This is a genomic window from Acidaminococcus fermentans, from assembly GCF_009696675.1.
In the GTDB taxonomy this organism is placed as follows: domain Bacteria; phylum Bacillota; class Negativicutes; order Acidaminococcales; family Acidaminococcaceae; genus Acidaminococcus.
Genome location: NZ_VULN01000003.1, coordinates 1 through 14,293 on the forward strand (window position 1 = coordinate 1; position 14,293 = coordinate 14,293).

Below are 14,293 nucleotides of genomic sequence, written 5' to 3' on the forward strand. Positions count from 1 at the left end.
TCCAAAACAAGCTTGCATACCTGGATTTTGAAATCCCTGGTGTACATTTTTAGACTCTTCATAAAAGACGCTCCTTTCTCCAAGAAAGTCTCGCTTCATACTGTCTAAATATATGATACACCTTTCCACGGTCTCGGGTCTCGAGTCTCGGGCCGATGGATAGAACCCGTCCCAAACGGACGGGTTCTTTTTTATTGGGGAATACGGCAGTTGAAAGGAGGGCATCCGAACGATACTTCTCATTGTCAGTGCCAGTAAGGAATCCGGATAGAAAGGGCAGGGACGGTGCAGGCGGATGGGGCTGTTCTGTTTTGGAGATGGGGGAATACACTTTAGTATGGAAAAGAAAGAATCTGCAATTTTCTGTTAAAATCAGCAAACTATGTTCTTGCTGCAGAACCAAGGAGACTGGAACGAATTGGAGTGGAAAGTCGGAACAAAAAATGAAAAATATCCCGAGAATGTCCGCATAAAATGGACTTTTCTTCAGAAAATTATTTTAAATTCAACAATTTTGTCCTGGTTTCTGATATAATATGGGAGAAATCTTGTAATATTCTTGACAATGTCTCTGAATTTCTTTTCAGAGAACATCCGGATCCTTTTGGAAAAAGAAAAATGTTGTCTCTTTCCAGTGGAACCGAAACAAAGGAGGACTCTCAATGGAAACCAAGAACGCAACAAAAAACAGTCTGTTGGACCGCTTCCTGAATACGGTAGAGCGGGTCTGCAACAAACTGCCGCCCCCGGCCATTCTGTTCTGCATCCTGTTTGTAATCACCGCCGTGGTGGGGGCCATCTGCACCCAGGCAGGCTTCGCTCTGGAAAACCCTGCTTCCCACAAAATCGTAACCTCCCAGAACTTCTTCACCACCGCCGGCATCCAGTGGCTGCTGACTACCCTGGTGAAGAACTTCACCGGATTCGCTCCTTTGGGCCTGGTAATCACCATGACTCTGGCCATCGGATTCTGTGAAGAATCCGGTATGCTGGCGGCTCTCCTCCGCCGGTGCATGAAAGGGGTGCCTCCGTCCCTGGTGCCCTTTATTGTGGCCTTCCTGGGGGTCTGCGGCAACATCGCCTCTGATACGGCCATGGTGGTAATCCCGCCCCTGGCGGCTGTGGCATATATCGGGGTCCGGAAACATCCTGTAGTGGGGATGATGGTGGGCTTTGCCGGTGCGGAAGCCGGTTTCGGGGCCAACCTGATGATTGCCGGCACCGACTCCCTGCTCCAGGGGCTCACCAACCAGGCCATTGACGGGTTCTTCGGCAAGGCCGGGGTCTTTGCGGTGGATGTGACCTGCAACTGGTACTTTATGTTTGCCTCCACCTTCCTGTGCGCTTTTATCATCGCTCTGGTTTCCATCAAGATCGTGGAACCCCGGTTCGGGGTCTATGACGGTCCGGGAGCCGATGAGGAACTGGGAGAAGTGAAGCCCATCGAAGTGAAGGGGCTGAACCGGGCCGCTTTGGTTGTGGTGGCCTACATCCTGGTGCTGGTGGCCGGATTCTTCGCCGGAGTCCTGTCCAAGGACGGGCACACCTTCGTAGGATCCCCTCTGCTGAAAGGGCTGATTCCCCTGCTGTTCGTCATGTTCAGCCTGGCCGGGCTCACTTACGGGTTCACCACCGGGTCCTTCAAGACCATCAAGGATGTAAACAAGGCCATGGTCCATCAGATGAGCGGCATGGGCGCCTTTGTGGTGTTCTGCTTCTTCTGCGGCCAGTTCCAGGCCCTGTTCAGCTGGACCCATCTGGGGACCCTGCTGGCCATCGGTGGGGCTGACTTCCTGAAGAATGTGGGCTTTACGGGCCTGCCCATGTGCGTGCTGTTTGTATTGATTACCAGCCTGGTGAACATCTTCATGTCCTCCGGGTCCGCCAAGTGGGCCATCTTTGCCCCCATCTTCATTCCCATGTTCATGCTGCTGGGGTATCATCCCGGCTTTACCCAGCTGCTGTACCGGTTGGGGGATTCTCCCACCAACTGCTTTACCCCTATGAATCCCTATCTGTGGATGATCCTCAGTGTGGCTCAGGAAAAATACATGCCTAAGGCGGCCATCGGCACCCTGGTGTCCAACCTGATCCCCATTGCCGTCTGCCTGCAGATTGCCTGGATCATCTTCCTGATTGGCTGGATGACCCTGGGGCTGCCCATCGGGCCGGGGGTGGAAATGGCCCTGCCGGCGGGAGTGCTGTAAGAATAGAAAAAATGCTGTACCGTTGATGGGGGCTGTTGCATGCGCAACAGCCCCTTAGTCTGAAGTCTGAAGTCGGAAGTCTCAGGACAGGATCCGTCTGGCTGGACGGATCCTTTTGATTCTGTAAAACCAGAATCGCAATCAATCTGAGAGATTATTTCGTCCAAAGGTTCTACACATTCAAAAAATTTGCCTGCAAATTTAACCTTCGGCTCCAGACTTCAGACTCCAGACTTGAGCCGCTATGCGGCTCTACAGCTAAGGGGGTGTTGCACGGAACGTGCGACACCCCCCTTTATTATTGACTGATTCCGGTAAACAAAGCTATAATTTAACTTTATGGAGGAAGTTATGGAACCGATCATTGAAACGAAAAATCTCACCCATACCTATGTGGATGGGCAAAATCAGGAAATGACCGCGCTCCAGGGTATCGATCTGTCCATTGCCCCCGGCGAATTTGTCGCCATTATCGGGACCAACGGCAGCGGCAAGTCCACCCTGGCCCGTCATTTCAACGGTCTCCTGACCCCTACCAGCGGACATTGTCTGGTGGGCGGTCTGGATACCGCCATAGAAGAAAATCTCTGGCCGGTGCGCCAGACGGTGGGCATGGTGTTCCAGAACCCGGACAACCAGATCGTGGCGGCCATTGTGGAAGAAGATGTGGCCTTCGGGCTGGAAAACATCGGGGTTCCCGGGCCGGAGATCCGTCCCCGGGTGGAACAGGCCCTGGCGGCAGTGGACATGTTGGATTACGCCAAACGGGCCCCTCACAGGCTGTCCGGAGGACAGAAACAGCGGGTGGCCATTGCCGGGGTGCTGGCTCTGGAACCCCGGTGCATCGTTTTTGACGAACCTACCGCCATGCTGGATCCCAAGGGCCGGAAGGAAATCGTCTCCACCGTGCTGAAACTGAACAAAGAGAAGCACATTACCATTGTGTACATCACCCACAAAATGGAGGAGGCCATCCTGGCGGACCGGATCATCGCCATGGAAAAGGGGAAAATCGTCCTGGAAGGGACTCCCAAGGAAGTCTTCACCCAGGTGGACCGGATCCGGGGCCTGGGGCTGGAATGTCCCCTGGCGGCAGAAGTGGCCGATGCCCTGGACAAACAGGGGCACCAGCTGCCGCCCATCATTACCCACAAGGAGTTGTGTGAAGCATTATGTCCATCCAAGTAGACCATATCTCCTATACCTATATGACCCACACCAGCCTGGAAAAGAAAGCCCTGGATGATGTGTCCTTTACCTTGGAAAAAGGGGAATTCGTGGCTCTCATCGGCCACACCGGCAGCGGCAAATCCACCCTGGCGGAACATCTCAACGGGCTGCTCCATCCCATGGCCGGGAAAGTGCTGGTGGACGGGGTGGACCTGGCCGCCAAGACACCGGAAGCCAAAGCCGCCCGGAACCGGGTGGGTATGGTGTTCCAGTATCCGGAGCACCAGCTGTTTGCGGAAACCATTTATGAAGACATTGCCTTCGGTCCCCGGAACCAGGGGAAGACGGAACCGGAAGTGGAAGAAGCCGTCCGCAGCGCCATGGAATTCGTGGACCTGGATTTTGACAGTTTCGCCCAGCGGTCCCCCTTCCAGCTGTCCGGGGGACAGATGCGCCGGGTGGCCATTGCCGGGGTGGTGGCCATGGAACCGGATTACCTGATCATGGACGAACCCAGTGCCGGTCTGGACCCTATCAGCCGGGACAGCATTTTCGGCCAGCTCCGGAAGATTTTCGAAAAACGGAAAATGGGGGTGCTGCTGATCACCCACAGCATGGAAGAAGCAGCCCAGTACGCCAGCAGGCTCCTGGTCATGAGCGACAGCCGGCTCCAGCTGGACGGCCCGGCCCGGGAACTGTTCACCCATGAACGGGAAAAACTGGAAGCTCTTTCCGTGGATGTGCCGGAAAGCGTGAAATTGGCGGAAGAACTCCGGCAGCAGGGACTCCCCATTGAAGGGACGCCCATTACCAAAGCCGAACTGATCCGGGCCATTGACAAAGCAAAGGGGTGGAAAGCATGCTGACAGACATTACCCTGGGACAGTATTATCCCGGGAATTCCTGTATCCACCGGCTGGATCCCCGGACCAAGATCCTGGCGGTGCTGTTTTACATGGTCATGGTGTTCCTGGCCAATTCGCCCCTTTCCTACGGGATCCTCATCGGGTTCATCGTGGTGGGGGCGGCCCTGGCCAAACTGCCGGCCGGACTCCTGCTCCGGTCCATCAAGCCCTTGTGGATCATCATCCTGCTTACCATGGTGATCCATTTTGTCACGGACCCGGGGGAAGTGCTGTGGCAGTGGAAATTCATCACCATCACCAAAGAAGGGATCGTACTGGGGGTGAAGATGTCCCTGCGGCTGGTGCTGCTGCTCCTGGTGTCTTCCCTGATGACCTTCACCACCTCGCCCATTGTGCTTACTGACGGCATCGAGGCTCTGCTCCGGCCCTTCAAGAAAATCGGGGTGCCCGCCCATGAACTGGCCATGATGATGACCATTGCCCTCCGGTTCATCCCCACCCTGCTGGAAGAGACGGACCGGATCATGAAGGCCCAGATGTCCCGTGGTGCGGACTTTTCTTCCGGGAACATCATGAAGCGGGCCAAAAACATGCTGCCCATCCTGATCCCTCTGTTCATCTCCTCCTTCCGCCGGGCCGACGAACTGGCCCTGGCCATGGAAGCCCGGTGCTACCGGGGCGGAGAAGGCCGGACCCGGATGCATGAACTGGTCTACGGCAAAGGGGATGCTCTCACCGGTCTGGTGATGCTGGGACTCTTTGCCCTGCTGGCCTTCCTGAGATGGGGGCTCCCTGCATGAAGCGGACCATCAAAGCTACGGTAGCCTATGACGGGACCAACTACCAGGGGTTCCAGCGGCAGAAAAACGGGGTGGGGGTCCAGCAGGTGCTGGAAAAGGCCCTGACAGAGGTGCTGAAGGAGCCCATCCTGATCAAGGCTGCCGGCCGGACGGACGCGGGGGTCCATGCCCTGGGCCAGGTGATTTCCTTTGCCACCGAATCCCGGATCCCTCCGGAAAACTACCGCCGGGCCCTGGAGCCCCATCTGCCGCCGGATATTGCCATCCGGGAGGCGGAAGTGGTCCGGGACGATTTCCACGCCCGGTTCGATGCGGTGGACAAAACCTACCAGTACAAAATCTACTATTCCCCCCTGCCGGACCCTACCCAGCGGAACACCACCTGGGAGATCCGGGAGAAACTGGATGTGGAGGCCATGAACCGGGCTGCGGCCCTGCTCCTGGGAAAGCACGACTTTACCTCCTTCAAGAACCAGGGGAGCCAGGATACTTCCCCGGTGCGGACCCTGACAGAAGCCCGGTGGGTCCAGGAGGGGGACCTGTACACCTTTACCATCACCGGGGATGGGTTCCTGTACCGGATGGTCCGGAACATCGTAGGCTGCCTGGTCCGGGTGGGCACGGGAAAATGGGATACAGAAGACTTCGCCAAAGTCCTGGCCGCCAAAAACCGGAAACAGGCCGGCATGGCCGCTCCGCCCCAGGGGCTGTATCTGGTAAGGGTAAGGTATTAGGGGCCGCTGACAGAGGGAGGATGCTGGACGCAATGTACAGAATCCTCCCTCTGCTATAACTTAAACCTATAGCAACCCATAACTTCCTCCTATTGGCGGGAAGTTCTTTTTTACAGTACACTGTTAGGTGAATATTTCGTGAAAAAGAAAGGAAGTTTTAAGATGAAGAAAATTTGGAAACGGAAAGTGACCGGGGCCGTTCTGGCTGCGGTGACGCTGGGGAGTACCGGGGTGGCCTGGGCTGCAGACGCACCGGAAACCGGCAAGGATGAAACCATCGTGATTACCGCCAACCGGCTGAAGAACACCAAGGCAGATACTCCTGCCGATGTAACGGTCATCACCAGCCAGCAGATCACCGACCGGGGCTACCGGACCGTTACCGACGCCCTGGAGGATGTGCCCGGGGCACGGGTCCTGGATGCCAGCGGTCCGGCCTTTGAACGGCGGGTAATCCTGAACGGGGACGACCGGGTGGTTGTCATGGTGGACGGCCGCCGGGTAAACAACAGTATGGGACTGACCAGCGGGAAATCCACCTTTGATGCCAACACCCTGCCCGGGGTCAGCATGATCGAACGGATCGAAGTGGTGAAAGGCGGGGCTTCCACCCTGTACGGGGCCGATGCTGTAGGCGGCGTCATCAACATCATCACCAAGACCCCGGAAGAAACCACCGGGACGGTCCATGTGGGCTACGGTTCCTGGGGAACCCAGGACCTGGGGGTTTCTTTCGGCGGGAAGCAGGACAAGACCGGGTTCCAGGTAGGGGTGAATCGGAACAAGGCTTCTTACCTGAAGTACAAGGATACCAACGGGGATACCAAAAGATGGGACGGCCAGTCCGATTACACCCAGGATGCCATTTCCCTGAAACTGACCCAGGACTTCACCAAAAGTGACGGCCTGACGGTGAACTACGATTACTCCAATCTGGATGGGAATTTCCATTCCGGGCTGTACACCTATGGCATGCCCAATATGGACCAGCGTCATGCAACGAAAAAGACCAACAATGTGGGCGTGCGGTATGACTGGAACCGGGATGCCGGGAACTCCGGCTATGTGCAGGCTTACAGAAATTACTACGCATACAGCAATTTCGGGACATTCTCTTATAATGACGGGGATATGAATGAAACGGACTGGGGTCTGGAAGGACAGCAGAATTTCGTCCTCAGCGATACCAATACCCTGGTGGCTGGGCTGGAATACCGGAATGCAAAAGTGGACCACGTGGGCATCTATACGGATGGGAAATACAACAACAAAGCCGTATTCCTCCAGGATCAGTGGAAATTTGCTCCCACCTGGCAGCTGAACACCGGCGTCCGGTATGATGACCACAGCAAAGCCGGCAACCGGACCACTGGCAGTGTGGCCGTGAACAAAAAGTTCAGCAAGGACAGCAATGCCTATATCAGCTGGAATTCCGTGTTCAGAGCCCCGACCACCGATGATCTGTTCTATCGGGATTCTTATGATTTCATGCGGGGAAATGAAAACCTGAAGCCGGAAACCGGGAATGTGTGGAGTGCCGGGTACAACTTCAAAATCGATCCAAAAACCGATGTGGGCATCACCGGCTTCTACAGCCAGCTGAATGACGCCATTCGGTGGGCCGACTATGGGTACTACTGGCAGGCGGAAAACATCAACAAGCAGAAGAAACGGGGTATGAGCCTGTCCGTGACCCACCACCTGAACAAGCTGTGGGAACTGAATGCCGCTTACACCTATGTGAAGGTGGAAGACGACAAGAACGACGGCAAGGGCTATGTGAAGGATGTAAGCTATGCACCCAACTACTACCAGGCCGGTGTCCGGTACCATGACACCAAATGGAATGTGTCCCTGACCGGCCGGGGTGGTTCCGGTCTGTCCGGCGAAAAGTACGGGGAACACAATTATTTCACCCTGGACCTGGCTGCCCGGTACAAGTTCACCCACAACTGGACCGGCTTTGCCAACTTCTACAACCTGAACAACGCAGCCTATGCAGAATACAGCGGTGTATTCAACAACCAGGATATCTATCCCATGCCCGGCCGTCGGATCATCGTCGGGGTAGAATATTCGTTCTGACAACAAAAAAGGAAGAGTACAGAGTGAAGAGTACAGAGCGGGACGGAAGGAATTAACGGTCCATTGCTGAAATTTGCCTGCAAATTTTTTCCTTTGGCTGGAGACGAGAGACTAGTGCAAGAAGGGGGCCACTCTGTGGCCCCCTTCTTGCATTCCCTCCCAGATATGATATAATAATCCCGAAACAACAGCATAAGTTTTGTCTTTGGGGAGGGGTGCGATTCCCTACCGGCGGTAAAGTCCGCGAGCCTCGGCACGAATCGGTGGAATTCCGATACCGACAGTACAGTCTGGATGAGAAAAGACAGTTTCGGAAAAGTGTATTTGCCGTGCTATCCTCCCCTGGATGGCATGGCTTTTGTTTTTACTGTAATCTTGAAAGCGGGTGAACCTGTGACAGACGAAGAATATATGCAGATGGCCCTGGATCTGGCGGAAAAAGCCCGGGGCTGCACCAGTCCCAATCCCCTTGTAGGCTGCGTCATTGTCAACCCGGAAGGGAAGATCATAGGGAAGGGCTACCACCACAAGGCTGGCCAGCCCCATGCGGAAATCATGGCCATGCGGGATGCGGGAGACCAGGTGGAAGGCTGCACCGCCTATGTGACCCTGGAGCCCTGTTCCCATTACGGCCGCACCGGCCCCTGCTGTGAAGCCCTGATCAAGGCGGGCATCAAAAAAGTGGTGGCCGCCGCCGATGATCCCAACCCGAAAGTGTCCGGACGGGGCTTTGCCCGGCTCCAGGAAGCAGGGGTGGAAGTGGTCCGGGGGGTGCTGGCGGACAAAGCCAACCGGCAGAACGAGGTGTTCATGCACTGGATGAAGACGGGCCGTCCTTTTGTGGCCCTGAAATACGCCATGACACTGGACGGAAAGATCGCCACGGCTTCCGGGGATTCCAAATGGATCTCCAATGAACAGTCCCGGACTTATGCCCATCGGCTCCGGAGCATCTACGACTGCATCCTGGTGGGGAAGAACACGGTGCTCAACGACGATCCTTCCCTGACCTGCCGTCTGGTGGAAGGGAAGAATCCCCTTCGGATCGTCCTGGACAGCCATTGTCAGCTGCCTATGGACCGGAAGGTGTTCACTGATGGGGAAGCCAGGACCCTCCTGGTCACCTCTCTGAAGGCGGACCGGGAAAAGGTGGCGGCCTTCCAGGCCCTGGACCAGGTGACCGTATGGCAGATCCCGGAAAAGAATGGGGCCCTGGATCTGGGAATCCTGCTGGACAGACTGGGCCAGCAGGAAAAGACCAGCCTCCTGGTGGAAGGGGGCAGCCAGGTCCACGGTGCCTTCTTTGATGGGAAACTGGCCCAGCGGATCTATGCCTTCATTGCGCCCTGCCTGATCGGGGGAAAACGGAACCTGAGCCCCATCGGAGGCCGGGGCGCCCGGAACATGGACCTGCGGGTGACCCTCCTGGAACCTCACTACGAGGCCTTCGGCACGGACCTGATGGTCACCGGTCTGTTGGAAAGGAGCTGATCCCATGTTTACGGGACTCATTGCGGAACTGGGCAAGGTGGAGGACCTGCGCCGGGAACAGAATTCCTACCGGCTGACCATTGCCGCCCAGACCATCCCGCCCCTTCTGAAAATCGGAGAAAGCGTCTGCTGCAACGGGGCCTGCCTGACGGTGACGAAATTCGACAGCCAGCGGTTCACGGTGGACGTAATGCCGGAAACCGCCCGCCGGACCACCATCGGTTCCCTGAAGAAGGGGGACCGGATCAACCTGGAACGGACCCTCCATGTGGGAGACGGTCTGGACGGCCATATTGTCAGCGGCCATGTGGACGGGGTAGGGACCATTGTGAAGATCCGTCCTGAAGGGATCGCCAAGGTCACCACCATCAGCTGCAGCCCGGACCTGCTCCGGGGCATGGTCACCAAAGGCTCCATCGCCATCGACGGCATCAGCTTGACCATTACGGAAGTGACGGACACCACGTTTTCCGTTTCCCTGATTCCCCTTACCGTCCAGTTCACCACCCTGGGCTTCAAAAAGACCGGAGACCGGGTGAACCTGGAAACGGACATTTTGGGGAAATATGTGGAACGGATGCTGGAAACCAGAAAAACCGGGGGCCTTACCAAGGAAACCCTTTTCGAAAATGGATTTTTTTAAGGAGTGAAAACCATGGATAAAAAATTTCAGTTTGATTCCATCGAACAGGCCATTGCGGACATCCGTGCCGGCAAAATGGTCCTGGTCACCGACGATCCCGACCGGGAAAACGAAGGGGATCTGATCATGAGTGCGGAGTATGTGACTCCCGACGACATCAACTTCATGGCCACCCATGCCAAGGGCCTGATCTGCATGCCCTGTGACGGGGCCATCCTGGACCGGCTCCAGATGGAACCCATGGTGGCCAACAACACGGACAACCATGAAACCGCCTTTACCGTATCCATCGACCACAAGGACACCACCACCGGGATCTCTGCCGTGGAACGGGCCTACACCATCAAGAAATGCGCCGACGAAAGCGCCAAACCGGAAGACTTCCGGCGGCCGGGACATGTATTCCCCCTCCGCAGCCGGGAAGGCGGGGTGCTCCGGCGTACGGGCCATACGGAAACCACCACGGACCTGTGCCGTCTGGCAGGGCTGAAACCGGTGGGCATCTGCTGTGAAATCATGAGCGATGACGGCACCATGGCCCGGACTCCGGAACTGATGGAATTTGCCAAGAAGTTCAATCTGACCTTCATCACCGTGGCGGATCTGATCGCCTACCGGAAAAAGACGGAAAAAATGGTCCACCGGATCGCCAATGTGGCCCTGCCCAGCAAATACGGTACCTTCCGGGCCATCGGCTATGAAAACGACCTGGATGACAAATGCCATGTGGCCATCATCAAAGGAGATGTGGCCGGCAAAAAGAATGTGCTGGTCCGGGTCCATTCCGAATGCCTGACCGGGGACGCCCTGGGATCTCTCCGCTGCGACTGCGGGGACCAGCTGGCCACCAGCCTGAAGATGATCGAAAAGGAAGGCTGCGGGGTAGTGCTGTACATGCAGCAGGAAGGCCGGGGCATCGGCCTGGCCAACAAGCTCCGGGCCTATGAACTCCAGGATCAGGGAATGGATACGGTGGACGCCAATGTGAAGCTGGGCTTCAAACCGGATATGCGGGATTACGGCATCGGGGCACAGATCCTGGCGGACCTGGGGCTCACCAGCATCCGGCTGATGACCAACAACCCGGCCAAACGGGCAGGCCTTTCCGGCTATGGAATCACCATTACGGAAACAGTGCCCATCATCATGAAAGACAACTGCTACAACCATCGGTACATGGTCACCAAACAGGTGCGCATGGGCCATGAATTACATGAAGATGTGGAGGATGTAAAATGAAAATTCTGGAAGGACAACTGTTAGCGGAAGGGCTGAAAATCGGAATCGTGGTATCCCGTTTCAACGAATTCATCACCAGCAAGCTGCTCAGCGGGGCGGAAGACACCCTGCGCCGGCATGGGGCCAATGGGGATGACATTACCGTGGCCTGGGTGCCCGGGGCTTTTGAAATCCCTCTGATCGCCAAGAAAATGGCCAAAAGCGGCAAGTATGACGGGATCATCGCCCTGGGGGCTGTGATCCGGGGTGCCACCAGCCATTACGACTATGTATGCAACGAAGTGTCCAAGGGGATTGCCCTGGTGAACATGGAAACGGAAGTGCCCACTGCCTTCGGGGTGGTCACTACGGAAAACATCGAACAGGCCGTGGAACGGGCCGGCACCAAAGCCGGGAACAAGGGCTCCGATGCGGCCATGGCCGTGATCGAAATGGTCAACCTGGCCAAACAGCTGTAAGAGGTGCCTATGGAAGATGTGTTAGTCAAGGCCACCGCCGGGGATGCCCGGATCTATGCCGTGACCACCACCCACCTGACCCAGCACATGAATGAGATCCACCACTGCAGCCCTCTGGCAGCGACAGCCCTGGGCCGTACCGCCGCCGGAGCCCTGCTGCTGGCGGCCACCATGAAGGCCGGGGAAGCGGTGACGGTCCGGTTCAAGGGGGACGGCCCCCTGGGCCAGGTGATGGCCGATGCCCGGGATTATCAGGTCCGGGGCTTTGTAATGCACCCGGAAGTGATGCTGCCTCTGAAAAACGGCAAGCTGGATGTAGGCGGCGGGGTGGGCCACTATGGGGTGGTCACCGTTACCCGGTGCCCTCTCCAGGGAGAACCCTTCACCGGGGTCTCCACCCTGAAAAGCGGGGAAATCGCCGCGGATCTTACCCGGTACCTGGCGGTATCGGAACAGACCCCTTCCAGCGTGGCCCTGGGGGTACTCATTGAGAAGGACGGCTCCGTGGCCGTTTCCGGCGGATACTTTGTCCAGCTGCTCCCTGATGCTTCGGAAGAGACCATCAAGACCCTGGAAGACAACATCCTGACCCTGCCCTATGTGACGGAACTGCTCCAGACCGGTCTGGATGCCGAAGGAATGATCCGGAAGGTGGCCAAGGGGCTGCCTGTGGAGATCCTGGAATCCCATCCGGTTTCCTTCCACTGCGGCTGCAGCCGGGACAAAGTGGCGGGCATGCTCTGCGGCCTGCCCAAAAAGGATTTCGAAGAAATCCTCCAGGACCCTCAGACCGAGGTCCACTGCCAGTACTGCAACAAATCCTACGTGTTTACCCAGCAGGAATTGAAAGATCTCCCCAGAAAACCTTGACTTTACGAACAAATGTTTATATACTAAATAGAAGCAACTGCAGTACAAGGAGATGATACCATGAGTTTGGATGCGGATAAGAATAAAGCGTTGGATGCGGCTCTGAAACAGATTGAAAAGGACTTTGGCAAAGGGTCCATCATGAAGCTGGGGGCTGCCAGCGCCAAAATGAACATTGAAACCATTCCTACTGGGGCCCTGTCCCTGGATATTGCGCTGGGGGTAGGGGGGATTCCCCGGGGCCGGATCATCGAGATCTATGGACCGGAATCTTCCGGCAAGACCACCGTGGCCCTGCACATGATCGCCGAGGCCCAGAAACGGGGCGGCTACGCGGCCTTCATTGATGCGGAACATGCCCTGGATCCGGAATATGCCCGGCACCTGGGCGTGGATATCGACAACCTGCTGATTTCCCAGCCGGATACCGGGGAACAGGCCCTGGAAATCTGTGACGCCCTGGTGCGCAGCGGTGCCATAGACATTATCGTCATCGACTCCGTAGCGGCCCTGGTGCCCAAAGCGGAAATCGAAGGGGATATGGGGGATTCCCATGTAGGGCTCCAGGCCCGGCTTATGAGCCAGGCCCTCCGGAAGCTCACCGGGGTCATTGCCAAGTCCCGTACGGCGACCGTGTTCATCAACCAGATCCGTGAAAAGGTGGGGGTCATGTTCGGGAATCCGGAAGTGACCACCGGGGGCCGTGCCCTGAAGTTCTACTCCACCATCCGGATGGATGTGCGCCGGGTGGAAAGCCTGAAGAGCGGCAACGACATCATCGGGAACCATACCCGGGTGAAAGTGGTGAAAAACAAGGTGGCGCCTCCCTTTAAACAGGCGGAATTCGACATTATGTACGGGGAAGGGATTTCTCATGAAGGATGCCTGGTGGACTTGGGTGTCCAGTACAACATCCTGAACAAGAGCGGTGCCTGGTATTCCTACGGAGACCAGCGGATCGGTCAGGGGCGGGAAAACACCAAGACCTTCCTGAAGGAACATCCGGATATGGCTGCTGAAGTGGAAGCCCGGATCCGGGCAGCAGCCGGCCTGCCGGCGGACGGGAAACCGGTCCAGGCACAGGATGGCGCCCAGGAACCGGATGAATTGGTCATGACTCCGGAAACGGACGGAGACCATGTGGAGTAAATCCAAAAAGCTGCTGACCACCCATGCGGAAGCCTACAACTTCTGCCTGGACAAGCTGGCCCTCCGGGACCACAGTACCCGGGAACTGCGGCAGAAGCTGGGGGAACGGGGCTGCCCGGAAGAACTCCAGGACCAGGTGCTCCAGAAACTGGCGGACCATCACTTTGTGGATGATGCTCGGTGTGCCCGGTCGGTGCTGGATGCCTGGCGGCGGAAGAAGTTCTACGGAAAGCAGTATCTCCGGCTGATGCTCACCCGCCGGTGCCTGTCCGGAGAGGACGCCCGGGAGGCATTGGGGGAAGTCACCGAAGAGGAAGAAACGGACCGGGCTCTGGCCCTGGCCCAGGCCCAGGGGGACAAGATCCGGCGGAAATATCCGGAAGACCCCAGAAAGGCCAAAGCCGCTCTGGCCCGGATGCTGGCCAGCCGGGGCTTCGGCACCGGCCCCATCGCCATGGCCCTGGAAGATTTTTCAATGGAATTCCAGGAACCCGAGACCGGGTTCCCTCCACTGGCTAGAGACTAGGGACTAGTGATTAGAGACTAAAAAGGGACTGTTGCCCAGGCAACAGCCCCTTTTT

General features: G+C 56.9%; 13 protein-coding genes and 1 riboswitch. All 13 genes read left to right on the plus strand.

Annotated elements, in window-relative coordinates:
• The first annotated feature begins 662 nt into the window (after positions 1 to 662).
• Positions 663 to 2,207 (plus strand): AbgT family transporter, encoded by a 1,545-nt coding sequence (locus FX155_RS02290; RefSeq protein ID WP_154487694.1) that lies wholly within the window; start codon positions 663 to 665, stop codon positions 2,205 to 2,207.
• A gap of 351 nt (positions 2,208 to 2,558) precedes the next feature.
• A complete protein-coding gene (locus FX155_RS02295) occupies positions 2,559 to 3,395 on the plus strand; it encodes an energy-coupling factor transporter ATPase (protein ID WP_022487156.1) in 837 nt (278 codons plus the stop codon).
• Positions 3,380 to 4,243 carry an energy-coupling factor transporter ATPase gene (locus FX155_RS02300; RefSeq protein WP_154487695.1) on the plus strand — a complete coding sequence of 288 codons (864 nt, stop codon included), beginning with the start codon at positions 3,380 to 3,382 and terminating at the stop codon, positions 4,241 to 4,243. The genes FX155_RS02295 and FX155_RS02300 overlap by 16 nt, the downstream gene beginning before the upstream one ends.
• Complete coding sequence (locus tag FX155_RS02305; RefSeq protein ID WP_022487158.1) at positions 4,237 to 5,043, plus strand: energy-coupling factor transporter transmembrane component T family protein; 807 nt, start codon at positions 4,237 to 4,239, stop codon at positions 5,041 to 5,043. The genes FX155_RS02300 and FX155_RS02305 overlap by 7 nt, the downstream gene beginning before the upstream one ends.
• Complete coding sequence (gene truA, locus FX155_RS02310) at positions 5,040 to 5,777, plus strand: tRNA pseudouridine(38-40) synthase TruA (RefSeq protein WP_022487159.1); 738 nt, start codon at positions 5,040 to 5,042, stop codon at positions 5,775 to 5,777. The genes FX155_RS02305 and truA overlap by 4 nt, the downstream gene beginning before the upstream one ends.
• A 162-nt stretch (positions 5,778 to 5,939) precedes the next feature.
• Complete coding sequence (locus FX155_RS02315; RefSeq protein ID WP_154487696.1) at positions 5,940 to 7,862, plus strand: TonB-dependent receptor plug domain-containing protein; 1,923 nt, start codon at positions 5,940 to 5,942, stop codon at positions 7,860 to 7,862.
• Between the two features lie 197 nt (positions 7,863 to 8,059).
• Positions 8,060 to 8,172, plus strand: a riboswitch (FMN riboswitch).
• An 83-nt stretch (positions 8,173 to 8,255) separates the two neighbouring features.
• Positions 8,256 to 9,353: a bifunctional diaminohydroxyphosphoribosylaminopyrimidine deaminase/5-amino-6-(5-phosphoribosylamino)uracil reductase RibD gene (gene ribD, locus FX155_RS02320; RefSeq protein ID WP_326831103.1), complete on the plus strand. Its 1,098-nt coding sequence runs from the start codon at positions 8,256 to 8,258 to the stop codon at positions 9,351 to 9,353.
• Positions 9,354 to 9,357: 4 nt separating this feature from the next.
• Entirely contained in the window at positions 9,358 to 9,996 is a 639-nt protein-coding gene (locus tag FX155_RS02325) for a riboflavin synthase (RefSeq protein WP_154487698.1), read from the plus strand.
• Positions 9,997 to 10,008: 12 nt separating this feature from the next.
• Entirely contained in the window at positions 10,009 to 11,235 is a 1,227-nt protein-coding gene (locus FX155_RS02330) for a bifunctional 3,4-dihydroxy-2-butanone-4-phosphate synthase/GTP cyclohydrolase II (protein ID WP_154487699.1), read from the plus strand.
• On the plus strand, positions 11,232 to 11,693 hold the full coding sequence (gene ribE / locus FX155_RS02335) for a 6,7-dimethyl-8-ribityllumazine synthase (protein WP_022487164.1): 462 nt from the start codon (positions 11,232 to 11,234) through the stop codon (positions 11,691 to 11,693). The genes FX155_RS02330 and ribE overlap by 4 nt, the downstream gene beginning before the upstream one ends.
• A 9-nt stretch (positions 11,694 to 11,702) precedes the next feature.
• Positions 11,703 to 12,563, plus strand: a complete 861-nt coding sequence (hslO, locus tag FX155_RS02340) for an Hsp33 family molecular chaperone HslO (RefSeq protein ID WP_154487700.1) — start codon at positions 11,703 to 11,705, stop codon at positions 12,561 to 12,563.
• Positions 12,564 to 12,623: 60 nt separating this feature from the next.
• Positions 12,624 to 13,712 (plus strand): recombinase RecA, encoded by a 1,089-nt coding sequence (gene recA / locus FX155_RS02345; RefSeq protein WP_022487166.1) that lies wholly within the window; start codon positions 12,624 to 12,626, stop codon positions 13,710 to 13,712.
• Positions 13,702 to 14,238 carry a regulatory protein RecX gene (locus FX155_RS02350; RefSeq protein ID WP_154487701.1) on the plus strand — a complete coding sequence of 179 codons (537 nt, stop codon included), beginning with the start codon at positions 13,702 to 13,704 and terminating at the stop codon, positions 14,236 to 14,238. Before recA ends, FX155_RS02350 begins: the two co-directional genes overlap by 11 nt.
• The last annotated feature ends 55 nt before the right edge of the window (positions 14,239 to 14,293 follow it).

Coding starts and splice junctions, on each gene's coding strand:
- FX155_RS02300 (WP_154487695.1), top strand. CDS start 3,380: ATGTCCATCCAAGTAGACCATATCTCCTATACCTATATGACCCACACC.
- truA (WP_022487159.1), top strand. CDS start 5,040: ATGAAGCGGACCATCAAAGCTACGGTAGCCTATGACGGGACCAACTAC.
- ribE (WP_022487164.1), top strand. CDS start 11,232: ATGAAAATTCTGGAAGGACAACTGTTAGCGGAAGGGCTGAAAATCGGA.
- recA (WP_022487166.1), top strand. CDS start 12,624: ATGAGTTTGGATGCGGATAAGAATAAAGCGTTGGATGCGGCTCTGAAA.
- FX155_RS02325 (WP_154487698.1), top strand. CDS start 9,358: ATGTTTACGGGACTCATTGCGGAACTGGGCAAGGTGGAGGACCTGCGC.
- hslO (WP_154487700.1), top strand. CDS start 11,703: ATGGAAGATGTGTTAGTCAAGGCCACCGCCGGGGATGCCCGGATCTAT.
- FX155_RS02295 (WP_022487156.1), top strand. CDS start 2,559: ATGGAACCGATCATTGAAACGAAAAATCTCACCCATACCTATGTGGAT.
- FX155_RS02330 (WP_154487699.1), top strand. CDS start 10,009: ATGGATAAAAAATTTCAGTTTGATTCCATCGAACAGGCCATTGCGGAC.
- FX155_RS02290 (WP_154487694.1), top strand. CDS start 663: ATGGAAACCAAGAACGCAACAAAAAACAGTCTGTTGGACCGCTTCCTG.
- FX155_RS02305 (WP_022487158.1), top strand. CDS start 4,237: ATGCTGACAGACATTACCCTGGGACAGTATTATCCCGGGAATTCCTGT.
- FX155_RS02350 (WP_154487701.1), top strand. CDS start 13,702: ATGTGGAGTAAATCCAAAAAGCTGCTGACCACCCATGCGGAAGCCTAC.
- FX155_RS02315 (WP_154487696.1), top strand. CDS start 5,940: ATGAAGAAAATTTGGAAACGGAAAGTGACCGGGGCCGTTCTGGCTGCG.